Raw genomic sequence first — 15,176 nt, 5'->3', positions numbered from 1 at the left:
CGTCGCACAAAACCCTGTTGTCAAGATTGATTCAGACGGCGAACACCGAGGTCTATCAGGCCGGGAGTCGTGCCGGACAGGGTACCCGTATGGCAACGACGCTGGTTGCCTGCGCGCTCCGGTTCGATCGGGCCGTAGTGGCTCATGTCGGGGATTCCCGGTGCTATCTGATCCGGCGCCGCCAGGCGTTCGCCTTGACCCGCGATCATACCCTGCCCGCGGAACAAGCCCGGTTGGGCATACTGACCACCCGGGAGGCCTCGCAATCGCCCGCCGGCAATATGCTGACCCGATCGATCGGCAATGATTTGATTGTCGCGGTCGAGACCAGCGAGCATCTGGTGTTTGCCGGCGACATCCTCATGCTTTGCTCCGACGGCTTGCACGGAGCCATCGCGGAAGACGAACTGGCCGCAATCGTAAGCGGTCATAAAGATTTGAAAGACGCCGCCGAAGCTCTGATCGCTCTAGCCAACGAACGCGATGGCAGCGATAACGTGAGCGTTCAACTGATTCGCGTGCTGGCCGTGGAGCGTGTTGGAATCTACCGCGGACGCTCTTATAAACTCTAGTGCGTGCTCCGTTGCATCTATGACTCCTCTACAGCCCGGCGACCGTCTTGATCATTACCGGCTGGATCGCCTGGTGGCGATGGGCGGCATGGCTTCTGTCTTTCAAGCTACCGACTTATACACGGGCGGCAAGGTAGCGATCAAAGTGCCGCACCCCGAAGTCGAACGCGAGCCGCAGCTGTTCGAGCGTTTCCGCCGTGAAGAAGCCATCGGACTCAAGCTGAACCATCCCGGCGTGGTGAAGGTACTTCCGGACGGAAAACGAAGCCGCGTCTACATGGTGATGGAATGGGTGGAAGGCCGGTCCCTGAAACAGATTATCGAGGAGGAAGGCAAACTTCCGATCGATCGCGCAATTCGTCTGACGATAAGTATCTGCAACGCGCTCGAGTATGCGCATTCACAAAGTGTCGTTCATCGCGACCTAAAGCCGGAGAACATTCTGATCGATAGTGAAGATCGCATTAAGCTGATTGACTTTGGAATTGCCGGGCAGGCCGGCGCGCGCCGTATTACTTTCGCTAAGTTCAGCGACACTATGGGTACTCCGGAATATATTTCGCCGGAACAGGTCAAGGGACAGCGCGGTACGGCGCGTAGCGATGTCTATACGGTCGGGGTGCTGCTTTACGAGATGCTGACCGGAAAAGTACCGTTCACCGGAGATAGCCCCTTCGTTGTCATGAATGAGCGTCTACTCAACAATCCCGTGCCGCCGCGGGAGCTGAACCCCGCTATCTCGCCGCAACTCCAGGAAGTGATCTACCGCGCGCTCGAACGCGATCCGCGCAACCGCTACAGCAGCGCGCGCGATATGGCGTGGGATCTGGAGCATCTCGATCAAGTGGGCGTCGCCGACCGGGCCGAGCTCCGAAACTGGAGAAACCGGCGCACCCCGCGGACCCGGCAAATCCTGGTTTATGTCGGTCTCGCTATGATTCCCCTCGTTTTATTCGCGCTGCTGTTATTTGCGGCCCGCCATTGATGCCTTAACGAATGCCGCGGCCTTCCACGTTTCGATCCGGCTACAATTCCATCAAATAAGCGTCGTGTTTTGCCGGAACTATTGCTCCCAACTTAAAGTCGCGCTAACCTTAAATCCGGAACGCGAAACGTTCTATGATTCACAATTCGGCAGTACGCATCTCGGCAGTAGTCCTGGTTTCCGCCGCTTTTGCGAGCGCTGGTCAGCTCCCGTCCGCGGACGAAATCGCGCGCCGGATGGTGGAACACGAGAGCCGTCGCCTGCAATCGATGTACGGCTATACTTCGGTCCGCCGTTACCACCTGCTAAATCCCGGCCACAAGACCGAAGCCGACATGCTCGTACGCGTCACGGTGAGCCGCACGGGCGCCAAGACGTTCGAGGTACTTGCCCAGCACGGTTCGCCGTCGGTTTGCCGGTTCATCTTCACTCGCATGCTGCAGACCGAGCAGGAAGCCGCGCGGCCGGAAGTGCTCGAGGCCAATCGCATTATCCCTTCGAACTATTCGTTTGAGCTTGTCGGGATGGATCAGATCGGCGGCCGCAGCGCTTATATCCTGAAGGCCACGCCTCGCGTCCGCACCAAGTACCTGATCGAAGGGCGCGTGTGGATCGATGCGCGGGATTTCGCCATCGTCCGGATTGAGGGAGCGCCGGCCAAAGCTCCGTCGTTCTGGGTTAAGAGCGTGCGCTTTGTGCACACGTACCAACAGCAGGGGCCCTTTTGGCTGGCCGCCGCGGATCATTCGGAAACGGATGCGCGCATCTTCGGGCTGACGAACGTTGATATCGACTACCTCTCGTACTCTCTAAACCCACCGGATTCCGAGCGGCGCGCATCCGGCGCCGATGTCCATCATCCGGTGGTGCTTCCGTCGGCATTCGTGCCGCTGATGAACGAATTGAAGTAGACCCCGCGTCAAGCCTCTCGTCGGTGAGGGTGGGATGATATTCTCGACTCCCATGCCCCGGATCCATTCCCGTCTTCTCCTTCTTGCTCTAGCCCTTTCCCGTTTCGCCGCTGCTCAACCCTCACAGCCCCCGCTTCCTCCTGACCAGAGAACGGTCTGGTGGCAGGACGCCAAGTTCGGAATGTTCATCCACTGGGGCGCGTACGCGGTGATCGGACGCGACGAGTGGGCGCGGAACATCTTCCACATTCCCGAGCCTGAATACGAGGAGTACGCGCGCCAGCTAAACCCGGTGAACTTCGATCCGTTCGCGTGGGTCGATCTGGCGCAATCCGCGGGCGTGCGCTACATGGTGATAACTTCCAAGCATCACGAAGGGTTTTCCATGTTCCGCTCGGATGTTAGCGATTACGGCATCAAGATGACGCCCTACGCGGGCGATCCGCTGAAGATGCTTTCCGACGCGGCACGGGCGCGCCGCATGCCGCTCGGATTCTACTACTCGATCATGGATTGGCACCATCCGGATTACCGGCCCAAACGCGATTGGGAATCCGACCACCCGAAAGAGGGCGGCGACATGCCGCGCTATCTGAACTTCATGCGGTCGCAGTTGCGCGAGCTCCTCAGCCGGTATGGCGATGTCGCCGTGCTCTGGTTCGACGGCGAATGGGAACACACGCCTGAAGAAATCGACGCGGATGGCGTGTATAGCATGATCCGCGAGATGCAGCCGAATACTCTGATCAACGACCGTTTGTTCAATCGCAAAACCGGCAGCCGCGGCGACTTTGGAACACCGGAACAGTTCGTTCCCGCGACCGGGATTACCGATGCCAACGGGAAACCGGCTCTGTGGGAAAGCTGCGTCACGATTAATACCAGTAGCTGGGGATACAACCGGTATGAGACGCAGTTCAAGACCAATCGAGACTTGATTCGCATGTTAATCGATGTTGTAAGTAAGGGCGGCAACTTACTTCTCAACATCGGCCCACGTCCGGACGGAACGATCCAGCCCGAGTTCGTTTCGCGGCTGCAGGCGATGGGCGCCTGGATGAAGGTCAATAGCGACTCGATCTACGCCACGCGCGCCAGTCCGTTCAGCACGCTGCCGTTTTTCGGACGTGCGACGCAGAAAGGCGACACGTTATATCTGCACGTTTTTCAATGGCCGCGAGATGGGCAACTGCGGGTGCCGGCGCTGCAGAACAAGGTGTTGTCCGCGCACCTGCTGGCGGTTCCTGGCGCTCCGATAGCGATTGCACGCGATAAGGGCGACGTTGTCTTGACCCTACCCCAGGCAGCTCCGGATGAGGCGGCGAGCGTGATTGCGCTTGAGCTGGATGGTCCGCCGCGCGCGGGAGAGTTCCGTTTCCACCCGGACGCCGGCGGAATGCTCACGCTGGGAGCCGAATCGGCCAAGATCGAGACGCAGTTCGAGCAGCGCGCGAAGCTGGACAATGCGCTCGGCCACGTGTTCCTCACTCAGTGGTCGAAGCCGCAGGATATTCCTTACTGGGATATCGAGCTTCCGCGTGCCGGGAAGTATCAGGTAGCCATCAGTTATGCCGCAACGAAGCCGGCCATCGGATCTGCTTATAGCGTCCTGGACGGCGCGGCTAACCTGAGTGCGGCTGTAAAGAATGCCAGCGGGGATTGGGTCTTCAGTGAGGACAGCATCGGAGAGTTGGAACTACCGGCCGGCAAGTCACAGGTGAAAGTGAAGATCGCAGGTAAAGACGGCCAGAACGTGATGCAGCTGGAACGAGTTACCTTGAAGCCGGTCAGATAGCAGGATTTCCGGCCAGGAATCGTGGAATGGGATTACAACATTGGCTTTGAGGACGAAAGGCAAACCGGCTCAATCTCCGCCGGCGCAACTGGCGGAGGTCTTCATTGCGTCCTCAGGAAACAATTTGGATTTAGCAAAGGAGATTAAGGCCCAACTGGACCATACAGCGAATGTCGTGGTGTGGAATCAGGGCGTCGCACAGCCTTCCACCTTCTTCCTTGAACAATTGTTCAACGCTCTCGATCAAAGCGATTTCGGCGTCTTTGTTTTCGCTCCGGATGACATAACGAAAATAAAAGGAAAGACATGGGCCTCGGTGAGAGATAACGTGGTTTTCGAACTTGGACTGTTCATGGGGAAACTCGGGCACAGAAGGTGTTTTATCGTTGCTCCGGAAGGGATGGAGCAAGAGCTGCGGCTCCCCTCCGATCTGTTCGGCTTAACCTTTCTGCGCTTCAAGCGATCTCAATCCAACGCCACGGCGGCAGTAGGAACTCCGTGTTTTGAAATCCAGAAGATGATCAAGAAACTCGGCATACGCGCCCGCCCGACGGGTCAACTCTCCGATAACGAGCTTCTTCAGAATATCTGGATGAAAGTGAGTGGCGCAGCCCCGATTTCGACCGAGAAATTATCAACCAAAGGGATTCCGACAAAACGGATCGGGGGCAAGAAAAACGTCCGCGGGTAGGCGGCCGTTCACCAGAATCTCTTTACACCGGGTGTCGCGACCCAAAATGCCCAAAACGCCTTGACATCAGCTTGTTTCCGGGTAATAATTCCGGCACATTCGAAGATGGAGATAAGTGACCAGATCGCGGGGTTCGACGCGCTTCTAGAAGCCCAGAGAGAAAACGATCTGGTTCCTTCGGAGTAACTGGTGCAACCCATCGAAAATTCGGCCGGCAGCACGTTCAATCCGGCCATCCCCGAACTGCAGCTTCCGCTGCTCGAAACGGAAACGTGGGGAACGGGCGATGAGGATGATGAGATCGACGAAAACAGAGACTCAATCTGACGGTCTGCCGTCAGTCTTTTACTTATAGTCCTGGGATGACAAGTTGCATTTGCGGTGTGCCATCAGCGTTGGTGATGATTAGCTTATTCCCTTTGCGTCTCTCCTCAATTACCAATTTCAACAGGCTGAGAGCTAGAATCACGAGTTCGGTTATCGAACGGCCGGTGAGTTTCGCCAACTGACCGACTTCTTCTCTGGACGACGCCGAGAGGTTCAAGTTGATGCGCGGCTTCTTGGCTGGCTTAGGCGCGGCCCCCATACGTATATTCTCCACTTCCTTGGATTCTTTTAGATGCATAACGTCCCCCATCGTACTAGTGAATCTCCTCGGGATCTTCTCTTCCCAATCCGCCATCCAGGTGATTCTTCCCAATAACCTCGGCAATGCGGAGTCCCAAAGCACAACCGAGAACACGATGCCTGGGATTTTTGATCACTTTGGTTGCTGACGAAACGGAGACGTCAAGGGTGTATTGTATACGCATCTTATATAATAAATCAAGCTCTTACTATGCGCTCATTTTGCGCTTATAATGCAGACGACCGTGTGAAGCTCATCGTTACCAGCCAAGTTTTGTGCGATGCCTCACTTCATCGATGCCGATGCGCTGGAAACCGGCCCGACATATTCAGCGCGGCCGCGGGGTCGGCTCGCGCCATTGCTCGATGCTAGGCCGCGCACGCAAAAACCGAGAAATTCGCGTCTGAAATGGTCTCGCGGGAGAGATCACACCTGGTCCATCGCAGAATAGCTGTCTTGAGCCCTGCCCGTCCTAGGCCTCGCCAACCCCGCCGTCGCGCTTGCGTCCCACAGAGCGGCGCCAGCGGGGAGGAAGCGGCGCGGCTAGAAGCGATCGAGGTCCAAACCGCATCATCCCTTCCAACTACGCGTTTGAAATGGTCCAGATCGGCAGGCGCAGCTCATACCTCCTGAAGACCACGCAGCGGCATTCGCACCAAAGTACCGGATTGAAGGGGGTGTGTATCGATACGCTGGGATTTCGCTCTCGTTCGGAATGAGAGAGCGCCGGCAAGACGCGCCCCGCCGGCAGCGCCTGGCGCACCGCTGGGGATCGCTCGGGAGAGTTACGTTTCCACCCGGACGCCGGGGATTGGGTCTTCAGGGAGGACAGAATCGGAGAGTTGGAACTACCGGCCGGCAAGTCACAGGTGAAAGTGAAGATCGCAGGTAAAGACGGCCAGAACGTGATGCAGCTGGAACGAGTTACCTTGAAGCCGGTCAGATAGCAATGCGGTTCTGGCCATCACGCGTCCGCTTGACGCCTCCGGTCCGATCGGGAGGGCCGGGACCGTGCGGGAATCCGCGATCCTACGCTCGCGGACCGGCGGCCTAGGCTGCCGCCATCGATTTCGGCTGCGCGGACTTGTTCTTGCTGCCCGGCGGACGCCCGCGACGCTTCTCCACGGCTAGCCATGCCGGCGGACGCCCGCGACGCTTGCCGCGGCCCCGGGCGAGGCGCTCAAGGCTCTGGATCGCTTCTTCAAGTTGTTCGCGCTCCTGCTTTAGTTCGGTCAAGATCTTTGTGACGTCCATCATTGCCTCCAGTATTTGGCAGGACAAAACCGGTTTGTTCCGGATACAGAACAAATTCGGATGATTTTATGTGCCTATTGACTTTTTACAGGAATTGAGAGGCGAACGCAAGGTGATTGTTCTGAATTCAGAACAATCGGACAGAATTGGTACTAGAAGGAAGTTTTCTACCGAGGAACTCCGAAACGGGGTGCGCGCTTTGGCGCTCGCTCAGATATTATCACGGTTTCGCCGCTTCCAATAGAAATAGAATGGTAAGCCAAGTAAAATTAACACGATACCCGCTACCGATTCGCGCGGAGAGTTCTTCAGCGTGAAAACTTCCAGCAGAACCGCCGCCCCCACGAACAGCAGCGGGACCGCCGGATAGCCCAGCGTCCGGTACGGGCGTTGCAAATCCGGCCGCGTTCTCCGCAATACGATAACGGCAGCCGTGGTCATCCCATACAGCAGCCAGCTCGCAAAAATCACGTAATTGTAGAGCTGATCGTACCGGCCGGAAAACACCAGCACAGCCGCCCAGAGGCTTAGCCCCAGTATCGAAACCGAAGGAGTCGCGAACCGGGGGTGTACCGTGGCGAACGACCGGAAGAAGATGCCGTCCCGCGCCAGCGCATACGGCACGCGCGACCCGGATAAAATCGATCCGTTCAGCGCGGCGAAGATCGAGATCATTACCGCGACCGACACCGCGCTCGCCCCCCATCCGCCGAATACGCGCTGCATCATCGCGGCTGCCACGCGCTTATTGGCGCCGACTTCGGCCGCGCTCAACACGTGAAAATAGGCCGTGTTCGCCAGTAAATACAGAACCATCACCGCCAGCGTTCCCCCGATAAGCGCCAGCGGGAGATACCGCTGGGGGTGCTTCACCTCGCTCGCCACCATGCTCACGTTATTCCAGCCGTCGTACGCCCATAACGCGGCTACCAGCGCGGCGAAGAATCCAGCGGCCGTAAGCGGCGCCAGCGGTGTTTGCGCGTGCGCCGTGGCCGTGCCCGCATTACTGTACATAAGCCCCGCCACAATAACGACGGCGATCGCGCCGACTTTGATGGCCGTCATCACCACCTGAACGTCTCCGCCGGCTTTAACGCCGAAATAGTTAATCAGCCCCAGAAACAGGATCAGAACCATCGCCAGGATTTGTCCGTATTTCAGCGGGAGCGGCGCGCCATGTTCTCCGATCGGCAAGGGAATCGTGTAGAAGACCTTTTCGAGGTCCGGGCGGAACGTGGCCATGTATTCGAAGAAAGCCGTCGCCAGCGTCGCGATCGAGCCGGACTTCGCGACCCACATCTGCGTCCATCCGTAGAGGAAACCCCAGACCGGACCGTAAGCTTCCGTCAGGTACACGTATTCGCCACCCGCGCCCGGCATCGCTGCCCCCAACTCCGCGTAGCTCAGCGCACCGGCCAGCGACAGCAGCCCGCCCACCACGAAGACCAGCATCACGTAACCGCCCGTTCCGACGCTCTGCACCATGGTCTGCGGCACGCGGAAGAGGCCGCTGCCGATTACCGTGCCGATGACGATCGCCATGGCCGCCCAAATGCCTAGTTCCCGCTTCAGCTCAGTCAATCGATGTGCTCTCCCTCAGAGCGAAAGAACCCGCATACCCGCTAAGGAACGTCGCCGTGCTTCCGATAAATACCCACCAGGTGAACGCAATGGACGTTTCGAAGCGCACCCACAAAATGGACGCGAGCCCGATCACGACTCCCAGGGCCGCCCCGCGTTCTCCGACGCGGCTGGTCAGCACGCCCAGCAGAAAGACTCCCAGAAGCAGCCCCAGCGTCACCGATGCGATCGACAGGCCCGACTCCAGCACGGTCCCCCAGGAGCGCGCCACGAGGCCGATAGCCACCAACACGATGCCCCAGAAAACCGTCGCCCATCGCGCCCAGAGCATCTGACGGCGTTCGTCACGTACACCGCGAACGAAGTCCACAACCGTAGTAGACGCGAGCGAGTTTAAAGCCGCACTCAGATTCGCCATCGCCGCCGCCAGAATGGCCGCGATCACCACCCCGCGCACACCAATCGGCAGATTCTCCCAGACGAAGAGCGGATAAATCCGATCCATCGGCTGCGGCGCTTTCAGACTATAGTCGCCATAGTAAGTCCACAGCAGAACCCCGATCACCAGAAACAACGTGAATTGTAGAAACACCACCAGCCAGCTTGCAAACAGAGCACGCCGGCTCTCCTTCTCATTGCGCGCGCTCAATAGCCGCTGCACGACGAGCTGGTCCGTCCCATGGCTCGCCGTGGTCAAAAAACAGCCGCCGATCAGACCGGCCCAGAAGGTGTACGGGAGATTCAGCGCGGTCCGGAAGTCCAGCACTTGAAACTTACCGGCAGCCGACGCAACCGCCGCCGCATGATGCCAGCCGCCGGGGATTTTCCCAAGCATCACGACCAGGCTGACCGCCGCTCCCGCAACGTACATCCCCATCTGCAACACGTCGGTCCAAATGACGGCCGTCATTCCGCCTTCGAAGGTGTAAATGAGAGTTAAAGCCACGATCAACACCACTGAAATCGCTTCGCCGGTACCTAAGACAATCGAGATCACGATGGAAATCGCGAATACCCGAACCCCTTCCGCCAACGCGCGCGTGAATAGAAAAATTAGCGCGGTTAATCTGCGGACCCGCTCGCCGAAGCGTCGCTGCATCAGCTGATAAGCCGTGAACATCTCGCCGCGAAAGTACGCCGGCAGGAACAGGACGGAGATCACGACGCGGGCCAGCAGATACCCGAACACCACTTGCAGAAACGCGAAGTTGCCGCGGAAACTGAGCGCCGGTGTTCCGACGATGGTCAGCGTGCTCGTCTCGGCGGAGACGATCGAGAGCGCAATGGCCCACCAGGGCGCCGTGCGGCCGCCCAGGAAGTACTCAGCGAGCCCTGTCTGGCGTTTGCCGAACTGGGCTCCAAACCAGGTCACTCCCAGCAGGTAGGCCGCGATAACGCCCCAATCCAAATAGCGCATTTAACCGATCGCGGATTGTAGCATGGGGGTTTGCCGGGCGGTCCACAGGAACTCGCCGAACGTTGTTGGCGTCAGATATATTGCGGCGTCCTGAGCATTCGGCTATACTCCGCAAGTATCCGCTCTCGACGGAAACGTCTTCGTTATATCGTTATACAGTGCGCGGTTTGGCCGGGAATCCGGTGCGCTTGAGTATCATTTCGAAAGCAGACAAGAAAGAAGGGGGAAGCACCCACGTGTTTGATCGACTGGTAAGAGTGTTCGCCGGAACAGCATTAGCCGTAACTTTGACGATTACGTCCGGCTTCGCGCAGGCGCCCGCGGGCGCCGCTGCCCAGAGCGCTCCGGCGCAGCCGAAAGTGAAGGATCAGGGCGAATACGATGCGTTGACGGCAGCATCGAAAGAAACCGACCTTGTCAAGAAACTGGCGCTCCTCAAAGCCTGGCAAGACAAGTATCCGGACTCCGAGTTCAAGAACCAGCGCCTTCTGGCGTTTATGGACACCTGGAGCAAGATCGCGGCGAAGGGATTGCAACCCGGCGTGACACCCGATCAGACGAGCCAGGCGAAAGACGCCGCGACCAGCCTGCTGACCAACCTCGACGCCGCGTTCGCTCCCGAAGCTAAGCCGCCCGCCGTCACCGACGATCAGTGGAAGCAGGCGCGCGGACAAGTCGAACAGCAGGCGCATCTAGTGCTGGGTTACATCGCGCTCCAGGCTAAGGACTACCCCACCGCGGAAGCCGAGTTCAAGAAGTATGTGGCCCTGAACGATCAAAACGCGCAGGTCGCTTACTGGCTCGGCGCGGCCATCGCGGGACAGAAAGATATGAGCCGGTATCCCGAAGCGCTTTATCAATGGGCTCGCGCCGTATCGATCTCCGGTACAGGCGGACTCCCGGCGGACGGGAAGAAGAGCGCCTCCGACTACTTGACGAAAGCCTGGAACGGTTATCACGGTGACGACGATCCGAAGGGCCTGCAGGACTTGAAGGATCTCGCGTCCAAGAGCGCACTGCCTCCGGCCGATTTCAAAATCAAGAGTGTCGTCGATCGCGAGAAAGAAAAGGCCGGCGGCGAAGAAGCGTATCTCGCGCAGCATCCCGACATCAAGCTCTGGCGCGACCTGAAGGCAACGCTCATCGACACCGACGGCCAGGCCTATTTCGATAAGAGCGTGAAGGGCGCCATCATTCCGCAGGAATTTAACGCCAAGGTCGTTTCCTGGAAGCCCGACGAAAAACCGACTGAAATCACCATCTCGATCGATGATCCCAAGGGCGACGCGCTCATCAAGTACGAGAAGCCGGTCAACAACAAGCTCGTCGTAGGACAGCCCATCCAGATCAAGGGCTACGCCGATTCCTTCCAGAAAGATCCGTTCCTGCTGACTTTCAGCGGCGAAAATTCCCAGATCAAGGGAATCACCGTGGAGAAGCCCAAGCCGGTCGTCCACCACCGTCCCCGTAAGTAAGGTCCCGGTGCGCCCCAGGGCAGGCTGCCAAGGCCTGCCCGCGCCACCGGTCGCTTTCCCTCGGAATGGGGTTGCGTGACTGGGTTTGCTTACGCGACTTCGCGAACCAATTCACGCTCGCTCGTTTCGAATTTCACGCTTACCAGCTTTGAAACTCCCGCTTCCTGCATGGTGACGCCGTACATCGATTGAGCGGATTCCATGGTCTTCTTGGAGTGCGTAATTACGATGAACTGCGTATCCGCGCTCATCTCGCGCAACAAGCGCGTCAATCGCCCGATATTGGCTTCGTCCAGCGGCGCGTCGACCTCGTCCAACACACAGAACGGACTCGGCTGGTAGCGGAAGATCGCCATCAGTAGAGCTAGCGCCGCCAACGCTTTCTCGCCGCCCGAGAGCAGCAGCACGTTCTGCAGTTTCTTGCCTGGAGGCGAGGCAACAATGTCGATCCCGCTATCGTTCGCGTTCTCCGCATCGGTGAGGCGCATCTCGCCGGTGCCTCCGCCGAACAGCGTGGTGAAACAGACCTTGAAGTTCGCGTTGATCGCCTCGAAGGCTTCCATGAACTTGGCCTTCGAGATCTGGTCGATATCGGCGATCGCTTTTTCGGTGTCGCGGATGGAATCGATCAGATCTTTGCGCTGCGCCGTGAGGAATTCCTGACGCTGCGACGCTGCCTCGAATTCTTCGAGCGCGGTGGGGTTAATGGGTCCAAGCCCCTGGATTTTGGCGAGAACTTCACGATAAGAACGCTCGGCTTCAGCGAGAGCTTCGTCATCGAAATCATGTTCCGGCCGTTCGATCTCGGAAAGAGGCACGCCCAGTTCTTTCTGGCTGGTTTCGTCGAGGAAGCGCAGTTCGGACTGGCGGCCGACGAGAGCGACTTCGGCCTCGCCTTTGCGGACGTGCCCAGCCTCGATGCGGACGCGGATAGCTTTCAGCGCTTCATCCGCGGCGGTCAGGGCGGCGCGCTGCCCGGTTTCGCGATTGGCCAGTTCCGCCGCGGCGGTCTCGACGGTGAGCACTTCCTCGGCCAGCTGCGCGCTGCGTTTATCGAGCTCGATGTTTTCGGCCAGCAGGTGCGCGCGCGTTTCACCCATGCGCTGGATTTCCGCGCTCAGGTTCTGGCGGCGGTTGGTCATCTCGCGATGCTGGCCATCCAGACGCTGCAAGGCGGTGCTTTGCGCACGAAACCGTTCTTCAAGACCGGCGAGCTCCGCGCGCAGGGCCGAGTGTTCTTCGCGCGCCAGATGGGCGGCGGCTTCGATGGATTCCATATCGGATCGCGCGGCTTCGAGCGCGCGCTCGCGTTCGGCGCGTTCCCGTTCCTTCACTTCGACTGCGGCGCCGTTCTCTTCGCGCTTGGCGGCGGAGCGCTCCTTCTCCTTTTCGAGGCGATCAAGTTCCAGGCGCGCGACGGAGATGCGGGACTGGGTGCGGTTGTAGTCTTCGGTGAGCTTCCGCTGTTCGGCCTGAAGCGCGACGGCGTCCTTCTCGCGGCTCTGTTGCTGGTGGCGCAGCCGCTCAAGCTCGGTTTCCAGTTGCGTGATGCCGAGGGAGAGCTCTTCCTGGGTTTGTACGTGAATCGAGAGCTCGCGCTCTTTCTGGCTGAGAGCCGCGGTCACTTCACGGACTTCGCGCTTCAAAGCCAGCGGACCGGACGCTTTCTTGCGGCCGCCGGTGAGCGTTGCGCCCTGATAGCAGCGGCCGTCATCGAGCAGGAAGTAGAGGTCCGGATACCGCGCAGCCATCTCGCGGGCTTGCTCGGTCGAGCCGGCCAGATAGCAATTGGCGAGGCGCGGCAGCAGGTTGTGGGCCTGCCCGGTGAGTCCGTTCGAAAAGCGGAGGTGCTGTGCGAGCGGAGCCAGGCCGGGCGTATTGACGTGCTCTCCGGCGTCGGTTTCACTGTGTTCAACGACGAATGTGGCGCGGCCTTCGAGATCGGTACGAAGCAGCTGCATGCCGGCTTCGGCCTGGTCCCAACTGCCGACGACGACGTATTCGAGCTCGTGATGAAGAAACTCTTCCGCGGCCTTTTCGAACTCGGGGTCGGCTTCGACGAAGTCCGCCAAAACACCGGCAGCCTTCACGGTTCCGCTGCGTTCGAAGGCGCTCAGGAGCTTCTTGACGGTATCGGTCGTGTACGAGTGATGCGCAAGCACGTTCTCCAGCGATTCTTTGCGGGCGCGCAGGCGGGAAGACTCGCCGCGCATGGCTTCGATCTGCTGGCGAAGGTCGGCCGCCTTCTTGCGCTGCTCGCCAAGGTCCTGTTCGGTGCGGCGGCGCTCGCCCGTAACGGTTTCGAGCTCGATCTGCTGGCGGCTAAAGTCGTGAGACAGCTTTTCGCGAGCGGCCGTCAAGCGCTCGGATTCGATGGCGGCGGCTTCCTCCTCACGTTTGGCCCGGGCCGTTTCGCGGTCGATAGACGCCAGAAATTCGTTCACCTGCGCGAGCTGATTCTTGAGTGTGGAGGCTTCGCCAAGTAGCCGCAGAACGGCAACGCGATTGGCCTCGATGGCTTTCTCCTGCTCGCGGACGCGGTTCTGTAGGCCCTCACGCTCCTGGCTCTTGGCGACAAGCAGGGTTCGAGATGTCGTGATCTCTTTTTCGAGTTCCGCGATGTGTCCGCGCAGTGTGGAGCGTTCGGCATCGAGCGCGACCAAACGCGATTCGAGCTCGACGGTCTCGGCTTCGTTGCGGCTCATGCGGCCTTCAATCGCGCCGCTTTCCTTCACCTGCGCCTCGAGCTTGCCGCGTGTGCGTTCCGCTTCGACGTGCAGCTGCGCCAGATTCTTGCGGGCCTCAGTGAGGGCGGCCTCAAGCTGGTAACAGGCGGTTTGCAGTTCGGCGCGGGCTGCTTCGCTTTCCTCCATCCCCGCGGTGGCTTCGCGCAGTTCCGCGGCAGCGCTTTCCAGCTCGACCGATATGCGGGCGATCTCCCCTTCGAGCTGGTGCGAACGAGCGCCGAGACTGGTGCGCAGGCGCGTATCGAGCTCGATTTTCAGTTCCCCGTAACGCTTGGTGCGTTGGGCTTGCCGCTTCAGGGAATTGGCCTGACGGGTGACTTCTTCAAGGATGTCGAAGACGCGCGCGAGGTTCTGTTTGGCGCTTTCCAGCTTGGCTTCGGCGAGGCGCTTGCGGGATTTGAAGCGGGTGATGCCGGCGGCTTCCTCGATAACCGCGCGACGGTCGTAGGGCCGCGAACTGAGGATCTGACCGATGCGGCCCTGTTCGATGATGGCGTAGCTTTCGGGGCCGAGACCGCTTCCCATGAACAGGTCCTGAATATCGCGGAGCCGGGCGGCGCGCCCGTTGATCAGGTACTCGCTTTCGCCGTTGCGGAAAAGGCGCCGGGTAATGGTGATTTCGCCGGGAGTGACGTGAGACGGCGTCTTGCCAAGATGCCGGATACGCGATTCGGGACCATGGCCGTTCCCATTCGCAGCGCCGTTTTCGGCTAGCGGCAGGACCGTCACTTCGACCGGCTGTTCCTGCGGTTCGGCGGGCGCTTTCGCCGTCGGATCCAGAAGCGTCATGGTCACCGAGGCCATGCCCAGCGCTTTTCGGTCGCGGGTACCGGCGAAGATTACGTCCTCCATGCGGGAGCCGCGCAGGCTCTTCGCCGACTGTTCGCCAAGGACCCAGCTGATGGCGTCGCTCAGATTGCTCTTGCCGCAACCGTTCGGCCCGACCACCGCGGCGATTCCATCCCCCCGGAAGCGCAGTTCGGTGCGGTCGCAAAAGGACTTAAATCCTTGTAGTTCAACTCGTTTCAGCTTCAGCAAAGCGCGTGTTCCTTCCTCACGTTCAAACTCGGGGGATTGCACTTAGCATAGGACCGAATGCGTGAAAAGTAAAGTGCCACCA

At 59.4% G+C, this 15,176-nt stretch carries 12 protein-coding genes; 7 read left to right on the top strand and 5 right to left on the bottom strand.

Annotated features, from left to right (window positions below; all coding sequences use genetic code 11):
* The 6 genes from H1Y01_RS11755 to H1Y01_RS11730 form a co-directional block, all read left to right on the top strand.
* A partial coding sequence (locus H1Y01_RS11755) for a PP2C family protein-serine/threonine phosphatase (RefSeq protein WP_180540710.1) occupies positions 1-572 on the top strand: 572 nt, incomplete at its 5' end.
* 19 nt (positions 573-591) lie between these two features.
* Entirely contained in the window at positions 592-1,557 is a 966-nt protein-coding gene (locus tag H1Y01_RS11750; RefSeq protein WP_180540709.1) for a serine/threonine-protein kinase, read from the top strand.
* Between the two features lie 134 nt (positions 1,558-1,691).
* The gene (locus tag H1Y01_RS11745; protein ID WP_180540708.1) at positions 1,692-2,468 is read left to right on the top strand and encodes a hypothetical protein; all 777 of its coding nucleotides are present in this window, start codon (positions 1,692-1,694) and stop codon (positions 2,466-2,468) included.
* A 52-nt stretch (positions 2,469-2,520) separates the two neighbouring features.
* The gene (locus H1Y01_RS11740; protein ID WP_180540707.1) at positions 2,521-4,263 is read left to right on the top strand and encodes an alpha-L-fucosidase; all 1,743 of its coding nucleotides are present in this window, start codon (positions 2,521-2,523) and stop codon (positions 4,261-4,263) included.
* A 46-nt stretch (positions 4,264-4,309) separates the two neighbouring features.
* On the top strand, positions 4,310-4,954 hold the full coding sequence (locus H1Y01_RS11735; protein ID WP_180540706.1) for a nucleotide-binding protein: 645 nt from the start codon (positions 4,310-4,312) through the stop codon (positions 4,952-4,954).
* 189 nt (positions 4,955-5,143) lie between these two features.
* Positions 5,144-5,281 (top strand): hypothetical protein, encoded by a 138-nt coding sequence (locus H1Y01_RS11730; RefSeq protein WP_180540705.1) that lies wholly within the window; start codon positions 5,144-5,146, stop codon positions 5,279-5,281.
* 22 nt (positions 5,282-5,303) lie between these two features.
* Here the strand turns inward: H1Y01_RS11730 and H1Y01_RS11725 are convergent, their stop codons facing one another.
* The 4 genes from H1Y01_RS11725 to H1Y01_RS11710 all read right to left on the bottom strand — a co-directional run bounded on the left by H1Y01_RS11725 (position 5,304) and on the right by H1Y01_RS11710 (position 9,834).
* Positions 5,304-5,636: a hypothetical protein gene (locus H1Y01_RS11725; RefSeq protein ID WP_180540704.1), complete on the bottom strand. Its 333-nt coding sequence runs from the start codon at positions 5,634-5,636 to the stop codon at positions 5,304-5,306.
* A gap of 996 nt (positions 5,637-6,632) precedes the next feature.
* Positions 6,633-6,839 (bottom strand): hypothetical protein, encoded by a 207-nt coding sequence (locus tag H1Y01_RS11720; RefSeq protein ID WP_180540703.1) that lies wholly within the window; start codon positions 6,837-6,839, stop codon positions 6,633-6,635.
* A 207-nt stretch (positions 6,840-7,046) separates the two neighbouring features.
* Positions 7,047-8,417 (bottom strand): APC family permease, encoded by a 1,371-nt coding sequence (locus tag H1Y01_RS11715; protein WP_219341480.1) that lies wholly within the window; start codon positions 8,415-8,417, stop codon positions 7,047-7,049.
* Entirely contained in the window at positions 8,410-9,834 is a 1,425-nt protein-coding gene (locus H1Y01_RS11710; protein ID WP_180540702.1) for a sodium:solute symporter, read from the bottom strand. Before H1Y01_RS11710 ends, H1Y01_RS11715 begins: the two co-directional genes overlap by 8 nt.
* Positions 9,835-10,070: 236 nt before the next feature.
* On the opposite strand from H1Y01_RS11710, the gene H1Y01_RS11705 reads away from it, so the two are divergent.
* On the top strand, positions 10,071-11,309 hold the full coding sequence (locus H1Y01_RS11705; RefSeq protein ID WP_180540701.1) for a tetratricopeptide repeat protein: 1,239 nt from the start codon (positions 10,071-10,073) through the stop codon (positions 11,307-11,309).
* A gap of 89 nt (positions 11,310-11,398) precedes the next feature.
* Here the strand turns inward: H1Y01_RS11705 and smc are convergent, their stop codons facing one another.
* On the bottom strand, positions 11,399-15,094 hold the full coding sequence (gene smc / locus H1Y01_RS11700; protein WP_180540700.1) for a chromosome segregation protein SMC: 3,696 nt from the start codon (positions 15,092-15,094) through the stop codon (positions 11,399-11,401).
* Positions 15,095-15,176: the final 82 nt, after the last annotated feature.

This window comes from Nevskia soli, assembly GCF_903970205.1.
In the GTDB taxonomy this organism is placed as follows: domain Bacteria; phylum Acidobacteriota; class Terriglobia; order Bryobacterales; family Bryobacteraceae; genus Bog-113.
Note: the sequence above shows the minus strand (reverse complement) of the source record. Positions and strands in the feature narration are given on the sequence as shown.

Excerpts from the sequence above, each read along its gene's own strand:
- H1Y01_RS11750 (WP_180540709.1), top strand. The coding sequence starts at position 592 with ATGACTCCTCTACAGCCCGGCGACCGTCTTGATCATTACCGGCTGGAT.
- H1Y01_RS11745 (WP_180540708.1), top strand. The coding sequence starts at position 1,692 with ATGATTCACAATTCGGCAGTACGCATCTCGGCAGTAGTCCTGGTTTCC.
- H1Y01_RS11740 (WP_180540707.1), top strand. The coding sequence starts at position 2,521 with ATGCCCCGGATCCATTCCCGTCTTCTCCTTCTTGCTCTAGCCCTTTCC.
- H1Y01_RS11725 (WP_180540704.1), bottom strand. The coding sequence starts at position 5,636 with ATGGCGGATTGGGAAGAGAAGATCCCGAGGAGATTCACTAGTACGATG.
- H1Y01_RS11720 (WP_180540703.1), bottom strand. The coding sequence starts at position 6,839 with ATGATGGACGTCACAAAGATCTTGACCGAACTAAAGCAGGAGCGCGAA.
- H1Y01_RS11710 (WP_180540702.1), bottom strand. The coding sequence starts at position 9,834 with ATGCGCTATTTGGATTGGGGCGTTATCGCGGCCTACCTGCTGGGAGTG.